Here is a 19,691-nt window from a genome sequence, read left to right as displayed (position 1 = left end):
CATTTTCGGAGAAAAAATTCATGAAAGCCATCGCCTACCGCCAGTCCCTGCCAATCGAGCACGCCGAATCGCTGATCGATATCGAACTGCCAGCCCCGCAAGCCAGCGGCCGTGATCTGCTGGTGGAAGTGCGCGCCATTTCCGTCAATCCGGTGGATACCAAGATCCGCCGCAATGTCGCTCCCACCGAAGGCCAGGCCAAGGTCATCGGCTGGGATGCCGCAGGCGTGGTCAAGGCTGTCGGCCCGGACGTCACCCTGTTCCAGCCCGGTGATGAAGTCTGGTACGCCGGCGACCTGACACGCGCCGGCACCAACAGCGAACTGCATCTGGTGGACGAACGCATCGTCGGCCACAAGCCGAAGAATATCGATTTCGCCCAGGCCGCCGCGCTGCCGCTGACCACCATCACCGCATGGGAACTGCTGTTTGACCGCCTGGAAGTCAGCCGCGACGCGGGCGCCACGCAGGGCAAATCGCTGCTGGTGATCGGCGCGGCGGGCGGCGTCGGTTCCATCCTGGTGCAACTGGCCCGCCAGCTGACCGGCCTGACCATCATCGGCACCGCTTCGCGTCCGGAAACCGGCGAGTGGATCAAGCAGCTGGGCGCACATCACGTCATCGACCACAGCAAGCCGCTGAACGAAGAAATCACCCGCCTCGGCCTGCCGCCCGTGACTTACGTCGCCAGCCTGAACCAGACCGACCACCACTGGGCCGCCATCAGCGAACTGGTCGCGCCGCAAGGCAAGATCGCGCTCATCGACGACCCGGCCGCGCTGGACGTACGCACCTTGAAGCGCAAGAGCGTGTCGCTGCACTGGGAATTCATGTACACGCGCTCGATGTTCCAGACCGCCGACATGCAGGAACAGCACAAGCTGCTCAACGATGTGGCCAAGCTGGTGGAAACCGGCGCGGTGAAAACCACGCTGGCGGAACGCTACGGCAAAATCAATGCGGAAAACCTCAAGCGCGCCCACGCCCTGATCGAGAGCAACCGCGCCAAAGGCAAGATCGTACTGGAAGGTTTCTAAGCACGGGCGGCCGCTGCCGAGGTGGCATCCGCCTCGGCGCGCAGCAGCGCCAGCACGGTCTCGTCATGCCTGGTCAGGGCTTCCTGCATATAGCTTGCCAACGCGCAGGAAGTCTCCAGCACTTCGATGAACGCCGTCTGGCGCCGCTTGAGTCCTGCCGACTCATAACCCAGTTGCGCGAACATGCGGCCGATGTCTTCACAGTAGTCGCGCAGTTCCAGCATGGTGGTTTTGGTGAATTCAATATCCGCGCGCATGCTGTGGTCCAGATCCAGCATTTCCATTTTCTCCTGCGCCGTCGGCGAGATGCGGCGGATGGCCGGTCCCCAGCGTTCAAACTTGTGCGCAATCCGCTTCATGCGCGCGATCTTCTGGTCCAGCATGCGGCAATACTGCCAGCATAGCCACCACACGGGCATGCGCGAGACGAAATGCGGCAGCCCTGCGCCGGACAAGGTACGTTCAAGTTTTTGGACAGATTCGACCAGGCGCCGCGCGCTGGTACCGATGGGAAGATGGGGCATGATGGCAGCTCCGCTGAGGGTCCAGGGAACTACATTAGCTGCCGCATCAAACGGATAGTTTGATGCGGCTTAAACTTTGGCGGAAATCTATGCGCTGGTCTTGCGCAGCATGGCTTTAATACCACGCAGTCCCTGGCGGATGCGCGCTTCGTTCTCAATCAACGCAAACCGCACATACTCATCGCCGTACTCGCCAAAGCCGATCCCTGGCGAAACACAGACCTTGGCCTCGGCCAGCAGCAGCTTGGCAAATTCCAGCGAGCCCAGATGACGATAGGCCTCGGGGATGCGCGCCCAGATGTACATTGACGCTTTCGGCTTGTCCACCAGCCAGCCGGCTTCGCACAGACCTTTGTGCAGCACATCGCGGCGGCTCTGGTATTGCGCGCAGATCTCGCTCACGCATTGCTGGTCGCCTTCCAGCGCCGCAATCGCCGCCACCTGCACCGGCGTGAAACTGCCGTAGTCATGGTAGCTCTTGATGCGCGCCAGCGCCGCCACCAGCTCCTTGTTGCCGACCATGAAGCCTACGCGCCAGCCCGCCATGTTGTAGCTCTTGGACAGCGTAAAGAACTCCACCGCCACCTCGCGTGCGCCCGGCACCTGCATGATGGACGGCGCTTTCCAGCCATCGAACACGATGTCGGCATAGGCCAGGTCGTGTACCACCAGGATATTGTGCTGCTTTGCCAGCGCCACCACGCGCTCAAAGAACTCCAGCTCCACGCACTGCGCAGTCGGGTTCGATGGGAAGCCCAGTATCATCATCTTCGGCTTCGGATAGCTCTCACGAACCGCGCGCTCCAGCTCGTCGAAGAAGTCCACGCCGGGCGTCATACGCACCGAGCGGATATTCGCGCCAGCAATCACCGCGCCCCAGATGTGGATGGGATAGCTAGGATTGGGCACCAGCACGGTATCGCCCTGGTCCAGCGTCGCCAGCATCAGGTGCGCCAGGCCTTCCTTGGAGCCGATGGTGACGATGGCTTCCGAATCCGGATCGAACTCGACATCGTAACGGCTCTTGTACCATTTGGAGATGGCGCGGCGCAGGCGCGGAATGCCTTTGGAAGCCGAGTAGCCGTGGGTGTCCGGCCGTTGTACCGTGTCCACCAGCTTGCTGACGATGTGCGGTGGCGTGGCGCCGTCCGGATTGCCCATCGACATATCGATGATGTCCTCGCCACGGCGGCGTGCCGCTAGCTTCAGCTCGGCGGTGACATTGAAAACGTAAGGGGGTAAGCGATCGATGCGCGCAAAGCTGCGCGGATTTTGGGTGTCAGTCATGAATTGTCCACGTAAGCGCCCGGAACCGTCCGAGCGACGTCGATGCAGAGAGCATCGGGATCGATACTAGACGATCCCGTTCATGTCTGGCAAGGGCTTTAAGCGGCGGCCTGCTTTTGCTCTTCGCTGAACCACTCGAACAGAATCAGGCCGATGATGGAAGCGAGCGGCAGGAACAGCAGCGAAACCAGCACCCACAACACCGGCGAACGGCCCAGGCGCTGGGCAGCGATGCCGATAAAAATCAGGTGCAGCACCAGGCAAACAAAAATGCCGATGCCGGCGGCGATGATCAGCAGCACCGACTGGCTGGTGTATTTTTGAAACAGCGGCGGCAGGAAGGAAGCCACACCGAATATCCACAGCACCAGCGTGACTGCGGCGGCGGCGATAGGCTGTTGGGCACGAGCGACTTGCATGGCATCTCCTCAAAGAAGCAAGTATGCTGCCACGAACCGATTGCAAAAGCAACAAGCTATTCAAACGCGGAGCGCCCGGTAATTTACCGCAACGAGGTCAGCGCGGAGGCGGCAACGATGGCGCTGATCGCCAGCCATTGCGCCAGGCTCAGATGCTCGCCCAGCACCGCCATCCCCGCCAGCGCACTCAGCGCCGGCGCCGCACTGCTGAACATGCTGAAGGTGCGCGAGGACAGCGTACGCATCGAGAACATCTCCAGCGTGTACGGCAAGGCGCTGGACATCACCGCAATCGCCAGGCCGATCAGCAGATATGACGGCGTCAGCAAGACCTCGCCCGCATGCCATACGCCAATCGGCACGATAAACAGCGACGCCGCCAGCATCGCCCACGCCACCGTCTGACCACCCGGCATCAACGACACACGCTTGCCAAACACGATGTACAAGGCCCAGCACACGGCAGCGCCGGCCGCATACGCCACGCCCACCGGGTCGAGCTGATCCACATGCCCATGGATCGGCAGCAGGTAATACAGCCCCGCCACCGCCAGGCACACCGCGACAAAATCGCGCGGCCGGTGCGACGACAGCACGGCCACCGTCAACGGCCCGGCCACTTCAATTGCCACCGCAATCCCGAGCGGAATATGCGCGAACGCGCGGTAAATCAGCAAGTTCATCAAACCGATCACCGAGCCGTAGATGGCCAGATTCAGCGCCTGCTTGCGCGTCAGCGGCGTACGCCACGGACGGAACACCAGCAGCATCAGCGCCGCCGCAATGCCGACACGGTAAGCGGTCACGCCTTCGACGCCGATGCGCGGGAACAGATGCTTGGCCACCGCCGCGCCGATATTCAGGGACAGCTGGCTGCACAGCAGCGCCATGCCGGCCAGCCAGGGACTGGCGGCCGGCAGTACTTTTTCTTCTTGTGTCATTTCGCCGACAGCTCCAGTTTCACTGCAATCGGCTGCCCGGCGCGGCTCTCGGTTGTGACCGGTGCACTAGCGCTCGCAGTTGCCGGGTTTACGCCGGACTGCTTCAATACGGCGATGACCGCCGCCGCGCGCATGGCGCCCAGCTGCGGCAAGGCATCCTTGGGCAGCGCCTGATTTTTTTCCAGGCGCGCCTGCAGGCCGTCATAAAAAGCCGTGGCATCCGCCACCTGCGGTTCGCCTTGCACCAGCTTGCCCAGGCGTTGCAGGACCGGCAGCTTCTTCGCCGCCTCGTCGCCCGTGCCTGCCGCGCTTTCCGCCGCCTTCTTCTGCTTGTCGAGTTCGGGCGCACCGAACCGTTCGGCATACAAATCGCGCAGCGCGCTACGCACCTTGCGCTGGCCGATGTCCAGCGGACCGGGCTGTTCATCTGCGGCCAGCTTGATGTCCGCCTTGGCCAGCACGACGCGGCGCAATGCCTGCGCGCGCAAAGCCGCGCCGTCATTGTCTTCGTTGTACAGGCCAGGCACGGACAGCTTCAACTCCGGCTTCTGCACCAGAATCCTGGCGACCTGCTGCAACTTCTCGCGCTCCGGCGGCAGCACGACTGCGCTACCGGCATCGAACTCCACCGCTTCCAGCTTGTCGCCGCTCACGCCAAACAGATTGCCCAGCGCGCGGAACGGCGCCGTCACCACCTTGGTCATGATATTGCCCAATGCCTTCCACACCACGGCGCCGTAGCTGAAGCTCGGGTCATTCATATTGCCCGACACCGGTATGCCGAGGTCGATCCGGCCATTGCTGTCCTTGAGGATGGCCAGCGCCAGCTCCAGTGGCAGCTTCAACGCATCCGGACTGTCGATGCGCTCGCCCAGCGTCAGCTTGTCCAGCACCACCTGGTTGTTGCCTTCCAGCTGGCCATTGCGGACCTTGTACTGCAAGTCCAGCGAAATCTTGCCCTCAGCGATCTTGTAGCCCGCGAACTTCATGCTGTACGGCGAGGCCGACACCATGTCCACGTTCTTGAACACCACGTTCATGTCCGTGTTATCCGCCGGCACAAACGGATTCAGCTGACCACGCACACGCGCCAGGCCGTAGTCGTCCACGCGGCCGTCCAGCTCGATCTGCGCACGTGCATCGCGTTTGGACGACAGCCCGGTAATCACGCCATTCAATTCGTAAATCCTGGCGCCGAATTGCGGCCGCAGACTCAGGTCAGTGAAGTCCAGCTTGGCGTTCTGGAAGCGCACGCGGCGCATGCGCACCGGGAACGGTTCAGCGGCCGGCGCCGGTGCCGCTGTTGCCGCAGGCGCGGCAGGCTGCTGCACCAGCAAACGCTGCGCGTTGAAACTGCGGTCGTTCTCAATCATCAGAATCGCATTCGGCTCGACGACGCGCAACTCGGCCACGTCCAGCAAGTCCGGTTTCAGGCTCAGGGCCACCTTCTCGGCGCGTACCGACTTCCAGTGGGCGAAGCGGTCATTGTCCTGTTCATTCAGCGACAGCTCGGCCACCTCAAACGAACCGTCATAACGCAAGGCGGGATCAGCCTTGCTGCCGCCAGCGCCGGTACGCAAACGGCCTGCCGCATTGATGGCGCCGTCGGCAATCTTCAGTTTGACGTATTTGCCCAGCAAGGGCTGCACCGGCGCCAGGGCCAGCTTGCTCAGTTTCAGGTCCGTGTCCACCGCACCGGTGGCCGGCACGACCTTGCCTTTGGCCGTCAGTTGCCCGCCCTCGCGCAAGGCCACACCGCCTTCAAATGCCAGTGGTTTTTTCAGCTCTGTACCGGCATCGCGCAGCTTCATGTTGAAGTCCTGCAGATTCACTTTGATGCCGGTGCTGGCGTCGTCATAGCGCGCGCCAAACTTGTTCAGCTCGACCGACTTGACGTTGGCAGTCCACGCCGGCCCGGCCTCGGCTGGTGCAGCAGCCGAGGCCGGCGCCGCACTACCCGCTTTCGGCAACGCGCCCATGAGCAGGAACTGGCCTTTCGCATCACGCGACAAGTCGAGCTGGCCGCCGTCCGCATATAAACGGCCCACGCTGGCCTTATGCGCGGCCAGATCGAGCGCGGCCTCCTCAAAGCCGATGCGCGACAGCTTGAGCGGCGCCACGGTGCCCGCGTTCATGGCCACGTTCTCCATCGAGAACGCCGCATCATCGATGTTCAGCTTGCCGCCATCCAGCAGCAGGCCCAGTTTGAGTCTGGCGTTGTCGCTGCTGACTTTCAGCGCAGGCGACACGGTTTCATCGATATAGCTCAACGCCACCGCATCCAGGCCGATCTGCTTGAAGTGCAGCTTCCAATTGCTCTCCTTCTCCTGCCCGGCTGGCTTGACGGGCGCGGGCGCCGGTTTGGTCACCGGCGCGGGCAGCATCAACCCTGCCACATCAATATCTCCACGGGCATCGCGGCGCACCGCCAGCGCGCCGCCGTTCAGCTGCAAACCGCCGATCTGCACTGACCGCTTGAGCAGATCCACGCCAACCTCCGTCACCGCCAGCTGTTTCAGCTGAACGAAGGATGCCGCCGCGTCGCCACGCTTGAGCGCGAGCTGATTCAGCGTCAGGCCAGCGCCTTCCAGGTGGGCATCCAGCTTGCCATCCTGGTAGGCAAACTTGTAGGGCAAACGGGCCGACAGCTTGCCATCCACCACCACAATGCGCGAGAACGACTTGAGGTAGGCGGCCAGGCCGGGCAGCACCACATTTTCCAGCGTCAGCGCGCCGCTGCCACTGACCGGATTCACGGCAGCCACGCCTTTCCAGCGCAGCTTGCCGCCCAGGCCCGCATCCGCGCTCAGCGTGTAATCGCCATTTTCATCCGGCAGCGTGCTCAGGTTATTCAGCGCGAACGAAATCGGCGTGAACGTATCCTCGTAACCCGCATGTTTGTCGTGCATCGCCACCTTGCCGTCCTCCAGCGCGAAATGGCTGATGATGAGGCGCGGCATGCCCGTGTCCTTGTCGTCCTTCTTGTGCTTGTCGAGCGTGGCCAGGAATGCCGCGATATTGAACGTGCCATCCTTGGCGATCGCCAGTTGCACGGCGGGCGCCGTGACGCGGATCTCGGCAAAGCTCCAGGCACGGCGGAACAGCGAACGCCACTGCATCTCCACCGTCAGCCCGCCCACCGCAAACAACGGTGCGCCGTCCGCTTCGGTCAGGCGGATATCCTGTGCTTCCAGTCGCAGCGTGAACGGGTTGAAATGCAGCTGCCCAATGCTGGCCTTACGCTCCAGTTCGGTCTCGGCATACTTCGGAAACTGGCTCTGGATGATGCCCGGAACCAGCCAGAAGCCTGTCACCGCATACACACCAACCGCGCTTGCCGCGCCTATTGCCCATCGCTTCCATCGTATCGTCATACCCAGCCAACCTTTGCTTTTTTTATGTTACAGGCAACAGTATAATCGAACCCATGAATGCCCAACTTGAACCCTTCCACACCATCGCCATCAGCAAACAGGCGCACGCCCTGAAAGCCCAGGGCCGTTCGATCATTCACATGGAGTTTGGCCAGCCGTCCACCGGCGCGCCCAAGGCCGCCATCGCCAGGGCGCACGCGGTGCTGGACGCTGAAAGCATGGGCTATTGGGAAAGCGCGCCGCTCAAGCAACGGCTGGCGCAGTTCTATGACGAGCGCTACGGCGTGACGGTGTCGGCCGACCAGTTCGTGCTGACCTGCGGCGCTTCGCCGGCGCTGGTACTGGCGCTGAGTTCGATGTTTGCGCCGGGCGACCGCATCGCCATGGCGCGGCCGGGCTACGTGGCGTATCGCAATACGCTCAAGGCGCTGCATATGGAACCGGTCGAGATTGCCTGCGGCGCGGAAGTCCGCTTCCAGCTGACCGCTGCCGCGCTGGCTGCCGTCGAGCCGGCGCCACAGGGCGTCATCATCGCCAGCCCGGCCAATCCGACCGGCACGCTGATCCAGGCCGACGAACTACAGGCCATCGTGGCGGTGTGCCGCGCGCGCGGCATCCGCATCATCTCGGACGAGATCTATCACGGTCTGAGCTATGTCGAGCCAGCCCAGACCATCCTGGCCTACGCACCGCAGGCGCTGGTGGTGAGCAGCTTCTCCAAGTATTTCAGCATGGCGGGATGGCGGCTGGGCTGGCTGTTGGCGCCGCCCGATCACGTCGAACGCGCGCAGGCGTATTGCGGCAATCTGTTCCTGACTGCCCCATCGCTGAGCCAGCACGCGGGCCTGGCCGCCTTCGATGCGCTGGATGAGCTGGAAGGCCACATCGATGTCTACCGCGAAAACCGCCGCCTGCTGCTGGCCGCCCTGCCCGGCCTGGGCCTGACCACGGTGGCGCCGCCGGATGGCGCGTTCTACATCTATGCCAGCATCGCCCACCTGACCGACGACAGCCTGGCCTTCTGCCAGCGCCTGCTGGAAGACACCGGCATCGCCAGCGCGCCCGGCATCGATTTCGACCCGGTTGATGGCCGCCACTTTATCCGCTTCAGCTTTGCCGTCTCCACGGCGGAAATCGCCGAAGCCATCCGCCGCCTGCAACCGTGGTTTGCGGCGCAGCCCCGGCGTTAAGCTACTGCTCGGTCATGCCGCGCAGGTTTTCGATATCGGCAATCGCGTGGCGCCACGTGACTTCCGTATCCAGCACCGGCGACGAGTGCAAGTCCAGATGGATATCCTTCAGCACTTTGTTGCCGAGGGATATCCGATAGTGCAACGCGGTATATTCCACATCGTAAGTCTTTTTCAACCCCTGGCGGCGGGTGTAGGTGTCATGAGTAGCAGGCATGATGTCCTCCTCACTAAGCGTAGGCACCCAGCATAGCACTAACTCAGACGGCCGGCATTTTGGCGATGAGTTTGTCCAGCGTGATGGGATACTCGCGCACCCGCACGCCGGTGGCGTTGTAAATGGCGTTGGCCACCGCCGCGCCCACGCCGCAGATACCCAGCTCGCCCACACCCTTGGCTTTCATGGGTGAAGAGATGGGGTCGGTTTCATCCAGGAAGATCACTTCCTGGTGCGGGATGTCGGCATGTACCGGCACCTCGTACGAGGCCAGGTCGTGGTTGACGAAGAAGCCGCCCCGCTGGTCGATCACCAGCCCTTCCATCAAAGCCGCGCCCGCGCCCATGGTCATCGCGCCGATCACCTGGCTGCGCGCCGCTTTGGGATTGAGGATGCGGCCCGCAGCGCACACCGCCAGCATGCGCCGTATGCGCGGCTCGCCCGTGTACGCATCGACCGCAACTTCGACAAAATGCGCGCCAAACGTCGATTGCTGGAATTTCTTGTCGAGGTCGCCGTACTCCATCGTATCCTCGCCCACCAGTTCGCCGTCGGCGGCGGCCTGCGTCAGCGCGAAGCTGCGGCCGTGGGCGCGCACCGCGCCATTGGCAAACTCGGCCTCGGTCGGATCCAGCCCCAGCTTCTGCGCCGCCAGCTCGCGCAGCTTGACGCATGCCGCGTACACGCCGGCGGTCGAGCTATTACCGCCCCACTGCCCGCCGGAGCCGGCGGATACCGGAAAATCCGAATCGCCGAGCTTGACCACCACCTGGTTCAGCGGCACGCCCATCATCTCCGCCGCAGTCTGCGCGATGATGGTGTAACTGCCGGTGCCGATGTCGGTCATGTCGGTTTCCACCGTTACGATACCCTTGCCATCCAGCCGCACACGGGCGCCCGACTTCTGCACCATATTGTTGCGGAACGCGGACGCCACACCGATGCCCACCAGCCAGCGGCCATCGCGCGTCTTGCCTGGCGTGGGATTGCGTTTGTCCCAGCCAAAACGCTGCGCACCCGTGCGCAGGCAATCGACAAAGCGGCGCGTCGAGAACTTGCGCTCACGCTTGGCGGGATCGACCGTGGTGTCATTGATGATGCGGAAGGTGATTGGATCCATCTTGAGCTTTTCCGCCATTTCATCGATGGCGATTTCCAGCGCCATCAAACCCGGCGCCTCACCGGGCGCGCGCATGGCGTTGCCCTCCGGGAGGTCCAGCACAGCCAGGCGCATCTTGGTCATGCGGTTGGGACCGGCATACAGCAGCTGGGTTTGCTGCACGGCGGTTTCCGGTTTGCCGTCCGGCAGATCGCCGGACCAGCTTTCGTGACCAATGGCGGTGATCTTGCCTTCGCGGCTGCAGCCTATGCGGATGCGCTGGATGGTTGCCGGGCGGTGCGTGGTGTTGTTAATCATCAGCGGCCGCTGCAAGGCGACCTTGACCGGGCGACTGGCCATGCGGGCGCCCAGCGCCGCCAGCAAGATCTCGGACCGCAAGAACAGCTTGCCGCCAAAGCCGCCGCCGATATAGGGCGAAACCAGGCGCACATTCTCTTTCGGGATACCGAGCGTCTTGGCCATGTCGCCCTTGCTCCAGTTAATCATCTGGTTGGCCGTCCAGACCGTGAGCTTGTCGCCGTTCCACGCAGCGATGGAGGCATGCGGCTCCATCATGCAATGCGATTGATCGGGCGTGGTGTAAGTGGCGTCCAGCCGTACCGGCGCCGCCGGAAACGCGGATTCGAAGTTGCCGACCTGCTTGTCCTTGGCATCTTTATCGTTCGGCATCTTGGCGCTGTCCCTGGCCTTGGCCAGATCATAGCTGCCCTGCTGCTTGCTGTACTCGACGCGTATCAGCGCCGCAGCAGCGCGCGCCTGTTCGAACGTCTGGGCAACCACCAGCGCAATCGCCTGATGGTAGTGCTGGATCTCCGGCCCGCCCAGCAGCTTGGCCGTATTGAAATTACCCTTGCCCAGCTTGCCCGCATTCTCGGCCGTCACGATGGCCAGCACGCCAGGCGCGCGCTGCGCCACGCTGACATCCATGGCGCTGATACGGCCCTTGGCGATGGCCGCACCAAGCACATAGCCATAGGCGGCGTTGGGCGCTTCGCGGTGGTGCTCGTAGGCGTAAGTGGCAGTACCAGTGGTTTTATACGGACCATCGATACGGTCGGTGGCGCGGCCGATGACCTTCAGCTGATCGATGGGATTGGTGGTGGCAGGCGTATCAAATTTCATGTCATCACCCTTTCCTGGTATCGGCAAATACAGAGGCCAGCGTACGCTGTACCAATGGCAGTTTGAACGCGCTTTCCGCGCTGGGCCTGGCGCCGGACAGCAAGCGCTCAGCCACCGCTTGCGGGCCGCGCGGCATGCTGGCGTCGGCATCCGGCACGCGCCATGGCTTGTGCGCCACACCGCCGAGCGCGACGCGGCCGTTGCCGTCCGGCAGGAGCACCGCCGCCACCGACACCAGCGCAAACGCGTACGAGGCGCGGTCGCGCACCTTGCGGTACACATGCGTGCCGCCCAGCGGCTTGGGCAAGGTGACGCTGGTAATCAGCTCGCCCGGCAGCAAGGCGTTTTCCACGTGCGGCGTGGCGCCGGGCAGACGATGGAAGTCGGCGATGGGAATGACACGCGTGGCGCCGTCCGGCTTGACCGTCTCGACGGTAGCCTCCAGCAGCTGCATGGCAACCGCCATGTCGCTAGGATGGGTGGCGATACACGCTTCGCTGGCGCCGAGAATGGCGTGGTTGCGGCTGTATCCGCCAATCGCTGCGCAGCCGCTGCCTGGCTGGCGTTTGTTGCACGGCTGGTTGGTGTCGTAGAAGTAGGGACAGCGCGTGCGTTGCAACAGATTGCCGGCCGTGGTCGCGCGGTTGCGCAATTGCGCCGATGCGCCCGCCAGCAAGGCGCGTGACAGCACGGCGTAATCGCGGCGCACACGCTGATCGGATGCCAGATCGGTATTGCGCACCAGCGCACCGATGCGCAGGCCACCGCCTGGCGTGGGCTCGATCTTGTCGAGGGCAAGGCCGTTCACGTCGATCAGGTGCTGGGGCGTTTCGATTTCCAGCTTCATCAGGTCCAGCAGATTGGTGCCGCCGGCGATGAACTTGGCGCCGGGTGTGCGGGCGGCAATCGCGGCAGCTTCCGCTGGCGACTGCGCGCGCTGGTAAGTGAACGCTCTCATGCCGTCCTCCCCGACACCTCGGTGATGGCGTCGATGATATTGGAGTAGGCGCCACATCGGCAGATGTTGCCGCTCATGCGCTCGCGCAGCTCGGATTCGTTGAGCAGCGGCCGGGTGTTCAGATCGGCCGTGACATGGCTCGGGATACCTTGTTTGATTTCATCCAGCACGGCGACCGCGGAGCAAATCTGCCCCGGGGTACAGTAGCCGCACTGGTAGCCATCATGCTTCACGAAGGCGGCCTGCATCGGATGCAGCTTGTCCGGCGTGCCCAGCCCTTCGATAGTGGTGATCTTGGCGCCGTCCTGCATCACGGCCAGCGTCAGGCAGGAGTTGATGCGGCGGCCATCGACGATCACGGTGCAGGCGCCGCACTGGCCATGATCGCAGCCTTTTTTAGTGCCGGTGAGATGCAGATGTTCACGCAGGGCATCAAGTAGCGTGGTGCGAGTGTCCACCTCCAGCGTGTGCTGCTGGCCATTGACCTGGAAGGTGAATTTGGCGATCGACGGTGGCGAGGGCGCCGGTGGCGGTGGTGGTGCGGCGCTCTGCGCCTCTGCCGTTAATGGAATCGCCGTTGATGTCGCCGACAACGCGCCCGCAATCAACAAGTTACGACGAGAAAAACTGATATCGCTCAGATCGTTCATATCCCCGCACCTCCGCCTGTTAGGTAGGCCTATGGTAAGAGGATTATGACTTCAGGTTAAACACTGTTGACCATGTCGTCGGCAGCCTCAAGCGAGGTAATCGCTCGCGGACAGGGCGCCAGCCATGGCGCCGGGCTTCAGGATGTAAGCCAGGGTTGCTTGTGGCAGCACCATATCCCCATCCAGCAGCGCAGCCATGGTTTGCTGGTCATGGCGCAGATCGAAAGCTGCCACCTCTGCGCCTTCGCCGCCACGCAAGCGTTGCAGGAACTGACTGGCAGACTCGCCAGCAATGCGTTCGATAACGATATTGTGCTCCCCGCGCAGCAGAACGCGCTGCGCTCTGGCAGCAGCGTGCAGCAGTGCGAGGTCAAACATATTCGCCCGGACACCGCTGGCAAAGTAGTCAATCATGGTTGGGCAGATACTGGTAATCGCAGTATTGGAACTGGCCACGTTGTTGAATTCCAGGTTCCCGCGCGAGTAGACATCCAGCCAATGCAGCGATTTCTTTTCCAGATCCAGCACCATCGGCATGAAGATGCCGTCACCGCCCTGCAGATTGAATTTCATTTCAACCGTGCGCGGGTCGAAATGGTCACCACCAGTATCGCCGCGCAGCATCAAGCCGACAAAAGCGTGTTCCAGCTCTTCGAAAGCCTGGCCGGAATAATTGTTCACCACCGCGACGGCATAGCGGATGCCATGTTTTTCGGCCACCACGCAATCCAGGTCGATGAATTCCGAAGCGCCATCGGGATAAGGAGCACTGGTTAAGTCACCGGCGCTGACTGCGATCCGTCCAAACTCGCCCTGCAGCTCGCGCTGGTAATAGGAGCAGGTGCCGACATGCTGCCATTGCGCGTCATAGAAGCCGACGGACAGGTCCAGGTCGGTATTGCAGTGCGCCCGCTCCGGTTCGCACCAGTGCAGGAACAGCCGTATGGTCTTGTCGGGCGCGATGCCGATGGTCGATCCACGCGGCAGCTGGATTGCTGCCGGCGAGGCAGTGCGTTCATTGAACGGAACCATGATGGTTTTCAGCCTGGTATCGATGATGAAATCGCCCACACCTGGCTTGCCGGCCAGGCGCGCGAGCAATTCCCGCTCGACGATCGCCACGCTGCGCGCAATCGCGGCCGGCGCCAGGACTGCCCGCGTGTCCCGTGCGAACACGCCGTTGACGACAGATCCTTTGGGCCAGTACACGCGCGACCTGGCCTGCGTGCCGCGCGTTGGCAACAAGGCGTGCAGCGTCAGCAATACCGGCGTGGAAAACTGGGGCGCGCAGCGTTCCAGGCCTGCCAGCAGTCCTTCGACTGCAGCCTGGTCGTCACCGGCAATCCGCAGCGCATGGTCAAACCGCCGCGCCAGTTCACCCGGCCGCTGCAACAGCAAAGCCGTCATGCTGCCGGCGTCACTGAGATTGATTGCCGCTTCCAGCTTGCCGTAATACGTCAGCCAGGCCGGTGCGGGACTGCCATCCGGCGCCTTGCCCCGCACGATCTCGAAGGCCAGCGCCACCTTGGGAAAGCGCAGCCGGTATTCGGCCGGATGCAGGAATTCACCGAGCCAGATCCAGTACGAACGATGACGCAGCATGTCCTCCGTCATGGACTCCGCCGGCAGGCTTTCCATGAACGCCATCAAGGCACGCCTGAGCGGACGACCAAGCTTCGCCATCTTGAAACGGTTGATTTCCACCGGCAGCTTGAGCGACGTGTATCTATCGTAGTAGCTATGCGCAAACAGCTGCCGATATGGCTTCTTCTTTCTCGCCTCCGCGAGGGTGAATTCACGCACCACGGTTTGCGGCAGCAGGCCAGGATCTGCGCCGGAATAGCTGGCAACCAAACGCAAGACATCCGTCGCGGTGTTCATATACGGCGCTGCGGCCGGCATGGCCACGGCAGGACCGCATTGACGCAGCAGCGTGCCGAAAACATGCGCAATATTCTCACGCACCGGAATGGTGGTGGGCAACCACGGCAGAACCTCAGCGCCGTATTCGGTGACGATGGCTGAAAGGTCCGCCACATCCACCGGCGACATGGCCTGCGTGCGTTCGCAAAAACTGCCGAATAGCGCACGCGCAGCCTGCGCGGCGGACACGCCCAGGTCCAGCAATTTGAGTCTGACGTTTTCCGTAGACATGCCCTTCGCCGGTTCACGCTGGAAGAATGCGGACTGGCGATCAACCTGCCGTTCGCAGATGGGGCATGCCGAGTAATTGCTACCGTCAAAACACTGGTCGCATACCACGTGCATGCAGGGATTCAGCACATGCGTGGTCCCCGTCTGCCCGCAATGCAGGCACGGCTGGCCTTCCGCCTGCATGAAATGGGACAGCACGCGCCGTCGCCACAAGCCAGACGTATCGGCTGGCACATCGTCCGGAAACTTGCGGTACAGCGGCACGTGAGTGCGGTGGCCGCCCAGGTTTTCCGCGAGAACGCTCCAGACTTGCGCTTGCAGCAGGGTGAGCGCTTCGGTGGAAATGGTCTGCAGGCGTTGACGCAGACGCGTGGACACCGCGTACCCCAGCTTCGCGAGATTGATCTCGAACGCTTCAATGAAATTGCTGGGGAGCGCCGCAGTACCTGCCTCAACAAACAGCAAGCCCTGCCTGCGCAACAAGATCGTGTGGGAGGCAGTGAACGTCATGAAATTCGGGGAGAAGGGAAACGGACGAACTGAATCGGAGGGTAGAAGGAAGCCCGTCCTAAGCCTTCTCGGAAAGGATCGTAATGTATTTACAACCCATCAGCAAGGGGAGAATTAAACCGGCACAACCTCCGCGCATTACTGGCCATCAAGGCATGGACAAGTCCATCCCGAGCATGCGGATCAGGACGAAGGTCAGCAGCCCCACGCCCAGCAGCGACAACATGAAGAGTGCGGCCACCTTGCCGCCCGCGCGCAGCACCGCGCGCCGCTCCTCCAGCTTCTGCTTTTTGCCTTGGTCGTAATGCCATTTAATGGCAAAGAACATGCCCGTGCCAAGCACGAGAAACTTGAACGTCACGAAGACTACAGGTATCCAATCCATCATTTTGAGTATTCCAGGCTATTACTTGACACGATCTATCGTGAGCGGCACCGCCATGCAAGGATGGTATTGCCGCACGCTCTGAGGCATACTACCCAAAAGCAATTTCCATACATTGAGACAAAATGTCCCAGTCAAAAACCATACAAGATGAACATTGGCCACGCTGGTCGCCACGCTTGGCCGCGCACGGCGGGCCACGTTTCTTGCAGATTGCGGATGCGCTGCAGGCGGCGGTAACCGATGGATCGCTGAAACCGGGTGACCGCCTGCCCCCGCAGCGCCAGCTGGCAGCCCAGCTGGACGTCGACCTGACGACCATCACGCGCGCCTACGACGAAGCCAGACGCCGCAATCTGCTGGAAGGCCGCGGCGCACGGGGCACGTATGTCGCGGCGCCAAAAGTCGAATTGACCTCGATCCTGGACCTCAGCATGAATACCCCGCCACCGCCGGACGGTGTGGACTTCGACGACATGCTGAAACAAGGTTTATCTCAAGTCCTGATGAGGGCAGATAATGCCTTGCTCATGACTTACCACCTGGCCGGGGGCAGCGACTCCGACCGCAAGGCGGGCGCCCAATGGCTCGCACCGATGTTTGGACCGCTGGACTCCCGGCAGATTGTGGTCTGCCCCGGTGCGCAAGCGGCGATTGCCGCACTGATGCTTACGCTGACGGAGCCTGGCGAGGTGATCCTGGCAGAGCCCATGAGTTATCCCGGCTTGCGTGCCGCCGCAGCCCAATTCGGCCGGCAGATCATTGCCGTGGAAGCGGACCTGCACGGCATGGTGCCGGAAAAGCTGGAGGACGCGTGCCGCCAGCACAAGCCTGGGCTGGTCTTCCTCAATCCGACGTTGCAGAACCCGACCGCCATCACCATGCCGGAGCGTCGGCGCAAGGAACTCGCCAGCATCGCCACGCGCTGCCATGTCCGCATCGTCGAAGACGACCCCTACTGGCTGCTTGCCGATGCCCCGCCACCACCGATTGCCACGCTGGCGCCGGAACAGGTGTACTACATCTCCACCCTGTCGAAATGCCTGACGCCCGGCTTGCGGGTCGCCTTCGTGCTGATCCGCGACCCGCACGAACGCGCACGTTTCCTGGCCGCGCTTAGATCATTTGCGCTGATGGCCACGCCGCTGACGGCCGCCCTGGCCACCCAGTGGATACTCGACGGTTCCGCTGACGGCTTGATAGCGGGCGTACGCAACGAGGCGCGCCTGCGCCACCGGATGGCGCGCGATATTCTGGCGGGGCGTTACAGCGGCGCCGGAGACGGCCTGCATGTATGGCTCGAGTTGCCGGCGTACTGGACGCCCTCGCAGCTTGCACGTGCAGCCGACAGCGAGGGCATCGCCGTCACGCCGGCGGAGGCATTCGCCACCGGCAGCGTATCCGTGAACGCCATTCGCATCTCCCTGGGGAGCATCCGGGACCGCGGACGCTTGCAGGCGGGACTGCAACGGCTGTCTCACCTGCTTGCGCGGCGGCCGGAGCCATTCAGCGCCGCTGTGGTTTAACGGCCTTCATTCAGTCAGCCGGCGTGACCAATCTTCCAGTTGCAGTTGCTGGACGCGGCGGGTGAAGGTGTTTTGCCAGTTGACGGTGAGCTGTTTGAGCTCCGCCGCCTGCCGCCATTCCGCCACCAGCGACGGCGTCACAGCGCTCTCGGGGAACAACGCCTGAATCAGGCGCTGCATCGGCCAGGCCGGATTGGGCCGTTCCACCAGCAACAGCTGGTCGCCCGGCGCCACCAGGCCTTCGCGCAGCACGCGGTAGTACCAGCCTGTCGCCCCCGAGCGTTGCATATTGCTGGCGGCATCTTCGCGTTGCAGCAGGCGGTTCAGCTTCCAGCACGGCTGGCGTCCTTGCGAGACTTGCAGCAAGGCCGCGCCAACGGCGTACACATCGCCAATGCAGACCGTGGACTCGGTCATGCCCAAGGTAGAAAAATTTTCTCCAAACGCGCCGGGCAGCATCTGCACCGGACTGTGCGGATACTGCCCGCGCCAGAAAGCGTAATGCTCCGCCGCATAGTGATGCACGGCCTTTTCCGGTCCGCCGTGGAACACCCGGTCGCCCTGCTCATCGCCCTCCAGTCCGTGGACTGTCAGGCGCAGCGCGCCGGACTGCGGCAGCTTGACGATCCCGCTGGGCACATCCGGATGCCCAGCCCTTGCCAGCGGACGTGCGCGGCCGACAAACAACGATGCCAGCACGCTCATCTCAGCGCTCCAGTCCAGCCAGCCATTCCCGCATCAGCGCCGGCCCCGCTTGCGTGAGTCCGGCGCCGTAGCGCTGGGTATCCGCCCGCAACTGCGCCAGGTCCACACCCGCGTGCGACAACTCCACCGCATGTCCGGTCAGCCAATGCTCCAGCGCCGCCGGCTCAAACTCGACATGGAACTGGATGCCCAGCGCATGGCGGCCCACCTGAAACGCCTGGCATGGCGTCCCCGGCGTCGAGGCCGTCACCGCCACCTCCGCAGGCACATGGATATTATCGCCATGCCAGTGCAGCACCGGCACCCCGCGCAGATGCGCAAGCGGTCCGGCATCCGCTGCGACCTCCACCGGCGACCAGCCGATTTCCTTGCCCGCTTCGCGGCCACGCACCTCGCCACCCAGCGCAACCGCCATCAGCTGCGCGCCCAGACAAATGCCCAGCAGCGGCCGCTGCAACTGCAAGCGCAACCGTATGCCTGCAATCTCATCGGCCAGCCAGGGATACAGCGCCGTATCGTTGACGCCGATCGGCCCGCCCAGCACCACAATCAGCTCTGTATCGCGCCACTGCACTTCCGACAGCGGCGTTCCCGCATGCTGGTACGTGATGCTGTAGCCGGCTGCCTGCAACGGCCCGGCAAATTCCCCCAGATCCTCAAACCCAACGTGATACAGCGCGATGCAGTTCATGATTCACCATAGAATAGGAGTCCTAATGAATTCATGATAGCACAATTTTAAAACTCAGTTGGGCTGGCTGTATTTGCGCAGTTGCTCGCGCATATACTTCACTTTGGCGGCCAGATGCGGGTCCGTCATCACATACAGATCCAGCCGCGCGGCGTAGTCCGGCGTCATCATCCAGCCGAAGGTTTCGGCCTTGTCCTCCTCCTGGCCATAGCTGGAATACGCGCTTACCAGCCCATCCCTCACGTGGCCCAGATCCTGCAGGTTCTTGCCATAGAAAGTGGCGCCGCCCTTGCCGTATTGCAGGCCGTCCGGATTCAGCGCCAGCCACGACGGGTCCAGATGATAGTAGTCATCAAACTCGCGATGATCGATGAAGTGATAGAACTCGTGATGCACCCGCATCTCCATCCCGGCCGAACACAAGGTGCCGGCATTGTTGTCGGCATACGCCACGCCGTCCGACTCCGCCATCGGCATGGCCAGACGGCGCTGCCCACCGACCGCCAGTTCCTTGACCAGCACGATATTTTTCAAGCGCACATTTGCAAAGAACGCCGATGGATAGCGCTCCAGCCCTGGCAACACCACACTCAGCAAACGCTGCAGACGTGCCCGGTCTTCCGGGCTGTCCGTGAATGCCTCGCCGCTGACGCCCTCCTGCTCCAGCGTCCACACAGCATTCAGCTGCAGCGCCGCCAGACGCCGTGCCGCCACCGCGCGGAGCACCTCCACGCTGGCATCGGCTGGCGCAACGGCCGGGTACTGCAAGTCCCAGTGGCACTCCAGCCGCAGTGCGTCGTTGTTGTGATCGATCGGCGCCACCGTGCTACAGGCAGACAGCGCGGCGGCGCCCAGGCAAATCAAAATACGTTGCAGCATGG

The 19,691-nt window shown here is 62.7% G+C and carries 17 protein-coding genes; 3 read left to right on the top strand and 14 right to left on the bottom strand.

Translation table 11 applies throughout. The features are described from left to right. The first annotated feature begins 20 nt into the window (after positions 1-20). On the top strand, positions 21-1,037 hold the full coding sequence (locus GTP58_RS25530) for a zinc-binding alcohol dehydrogenase family protein (RefSeq protein WP_161079861.1): 1,017 nt from the start codon (positions 21-23) through the stop codon (positions 1,035-1,037). Here GTP58_RS25530 and GTP58_RS25525 read toward each other — a convergent pair. The 5 genes from GTP58_RS25525 to GTP58_RS25505 all read right to left on the bottom strand — a co-directional run bounded on the left by GTP58_RS25525 (position 1,034) and on the right by GTP58_RS25505 (position 7,582). Beyond that, the gene (locus GTP58_RS25525; RefSeq protein WP_161079860.1) at positions 1,034-1,561 is read right to left on the bottom strand and encodes a hypothetical protein; all 528 of its coding nucleotides are present in this window, start codon (positions 1,559-1,561) and stop codon (positions 1,034-1,036) included. The genes GTP58_RS25530 and GTP58_RS25525 overlap by 4 nt on opposite strands. Positions 1,562-1,648: 87 nt before the next feature. Beyond that, positions 1,649-2,848: an alanine transaminase gene (gene alaC / locus GTP58_RS25520; RefSeq protein ID WP_072786305.1), complete on the bottom strand. Its 1,200-nt coding sequence runs from the start codon at positions 2,846-2,848 to the stop codon at positions 1,649-1,651. A 98-nt stretch (positions 2,849-2,946) separates the two neighbouring features. Beyond that, complete coding sequence (locus GTP58_RS25515) at positions 2,947-3,267, bottom strand: hypothetical protein (protein ID WP_161079859.1); 321 nt, start codon at positions 3,265-3,267, stop codon at positions 2,947-2,949. 83 nt (positions 3,268-3,350) lie between these two features. Beyond that, positions 3,351-4,208: a DMT family transporter gene (locus tag GTP58_RS25510; RefSeq protein ID WP_161079858.1), complete on the bottom strand. Its 858-nt coding sequence runs from the start codon at positions 4,206-4,208 to the stop codon at positions 3,351-3,353. Continuing rightward, on the bottom strand, positions 4,205-7,582 hold the full coding sequence (locus tag GTP58_RS25505) for a DUF748 domain-containing protein (protein ID WP_161079857.1): 3,378 nt from the start codon (positions 7,580-7,582) through the stop codon (positions 4,205-4,207). The genes GTP58_RS25510 and GTP58_RS25505 overlap by 4 nt, the downstream gene beginning before the upstream one ends. A 53-nt stretch (positions 7,583-7,635) precedes the next feature. Between GTP58_RS25505 and GTP58_RS25500 the strand changes: the two genes are divergently transcribed. Continuing rightward, positions 7,636-8,772 carry an aminotransferase class I/II-fold pyridoxal phosphate-dependent enzyme gene (locus GTP58_RS25500; protein ID WP_161079856.1) on the top strand — a complete coding sequence of 379 codons (1,137 nt, stop codon included), beginning with the start codon at positions 7,636-7,638 and terminating at the stop codon, positions 8,770-8,772. Between the two features lies 1 nt (position 8,773). Here GTP58_RS25500 and GTP58_RS25495 read toward each other — a convergent pair whose 3' ends face one another. The 6 genes from GTP58_RS25495 to GTP58_RS25470 all read right to left on the bottom strand — a co-directional run bounded on the left by GTP58_RS25495 (position 8,774) and on the right by GTP58_RS25470 (position 15,891). Next, positions 8,774-8,989 (bottom strand): hypothetical protein, encoded by a 216-nt coding sequence (locus GTP58_RS25495; RefSeq protein ID WP_072786295.1) that lies wholly within the window; start codon positions 8,987-8,989, stop codon positions 8,774-8,776. Between the two features lie 43 nt (positions 8,990-9,032). Beyond that, entirely contained in the window at positions 9,033-11,231 is a 2,199-nt protein-coding gene (gene paoC, locus GTP58_RS25490) for an aldehyde oxidoreductase molybdenum-binding subunit PaoC (RefSeq protein WP_161079855.1), read from the bottom strand. A 4-nt stretch (positions 11,232-11,235) separates the two neighbouring features. Continuing rightward, positions 11,236-12,189, bottom strand: coding sequence for a xanthine dehydrogenase family protein subunit M (locus GTP58_RS25485; RefSeq protein WP_161079854.1), 954 nt, complete (start codon positions 12,187-12,189; stop codon positions 11,236-11,238). Continuing rightward, positions 12,186-12,839: an aldehyde dehydrogenase iron-sulfur subunit PaoA gene (paoA, locus tag GTP58_RS25480; protein WP_161079853.1), complete on the bottom strand. Its 654-nt coding sequence runs from the start codon at positions 12,837-12,839 to the stop codon at positions 12,186-12,188. Before paoA ends, GTP58_RS25485 begins: the two co-directional genes overlap by 4 nt. Positions 12,840-12,926: 87 nt before the next feature. Further along, positions 12,927-15,503: an MXAN_6230/SCO0854 family RING domain-containing protein gene (locus GTP58_RS25475; protein ID WP_161079852.1), complete on the bottom strand. Its 2,577-nt coding sequence runs from the start codon at positions 15,501-15,503 to the stop codon at positions 12,927-12,929. Between the two features lie 148 nt (positions 15,504-15,651). Continuing rightward, a complete protein-coding gene (locus tag GTP58_RS25470; protein ID WP_161079851.1) occupies positions 15,652-15,891 on the bottom strand; it encodes a hypothetical protein in 240 nt (79 codons plus the stop codon). Positions 15,892-16,013: 122 nt separating this feature from the next. Here GTP58_RS25470 and GTP58_RS25465 point away from each other — a divergent pair, with 122 nt between their 5' ends. Continuing rightward, complete coding sequence (locus GTP58_RS25465; RefSeq protein ID WP_202413860.1) at positions 16,014-17,414, top strand: PLP-dependent aminotransferase family protein; 1,401 nt, start codon at positions 16,014-16,016, stop codon at positions 17,412-17,414. A gap of 6 nt (positions 17,415-17,420) precedes the next feature. On the opposite strand, the gene GTP58_RS25460 is transcribed toward GTP58_RS25465, so the two are convergent. The 3 genes from GTP58_RS25460 to GTP58_RS25450 are packed head-to-tail and all read right to left on the bottom strand — an operon-like array spanning position 17,421 to position 19,689. Continuing rightward, on the bottom strand, positions 17,421-18,119 hold the full coding sequence (locus tag GTP58_RS25460) for an MOSC domain-containing protein (protein WP_161079850.1): 699 nt from the start codon (positions 18,117-18,119) through the stop codon (positions 17,421-17,423). Between the two features lies 1 nt (position 18,120). Next, positions 18,121-18,810: a glutamine amidotransferase gene (locus GTP58_RS25455; RefSeq protein ID WP_202413859.1), complete on the bottom strand. Its 690-nt coding sequence runs from the start codon at positions 18,808-18,810 to the stop codon at positions 18,121-18,123. A gap of 54 nt (positions 18,811-18,864) precedes the next feature. Next, positions 18,865-19,689 (bottom strand): hypothetical protein, encoded by an 825-nt coding sequence (locus tag GTP58_RS25450; protein WP_161079849.1) that lies wholly within the window; start codon positions 19,687-19,689, stop codon positions 18,865-18,867. Positions 19,690-19,691 lie beyond the last annotated feature (2 nt).

The organism is Duganella sp. CY15W (assembly GCF_009857555.1).
Classification (GTDB): Bacteria; Pseudomonadota; Gammaproteobacteria; order Burkholderiales; family Burkholderiaceae_D; genus Rugamonas; species Rugamonas sacchari.
This window is presented reverse-complemented; position numbering and strand designations above follow the sequence as displayed.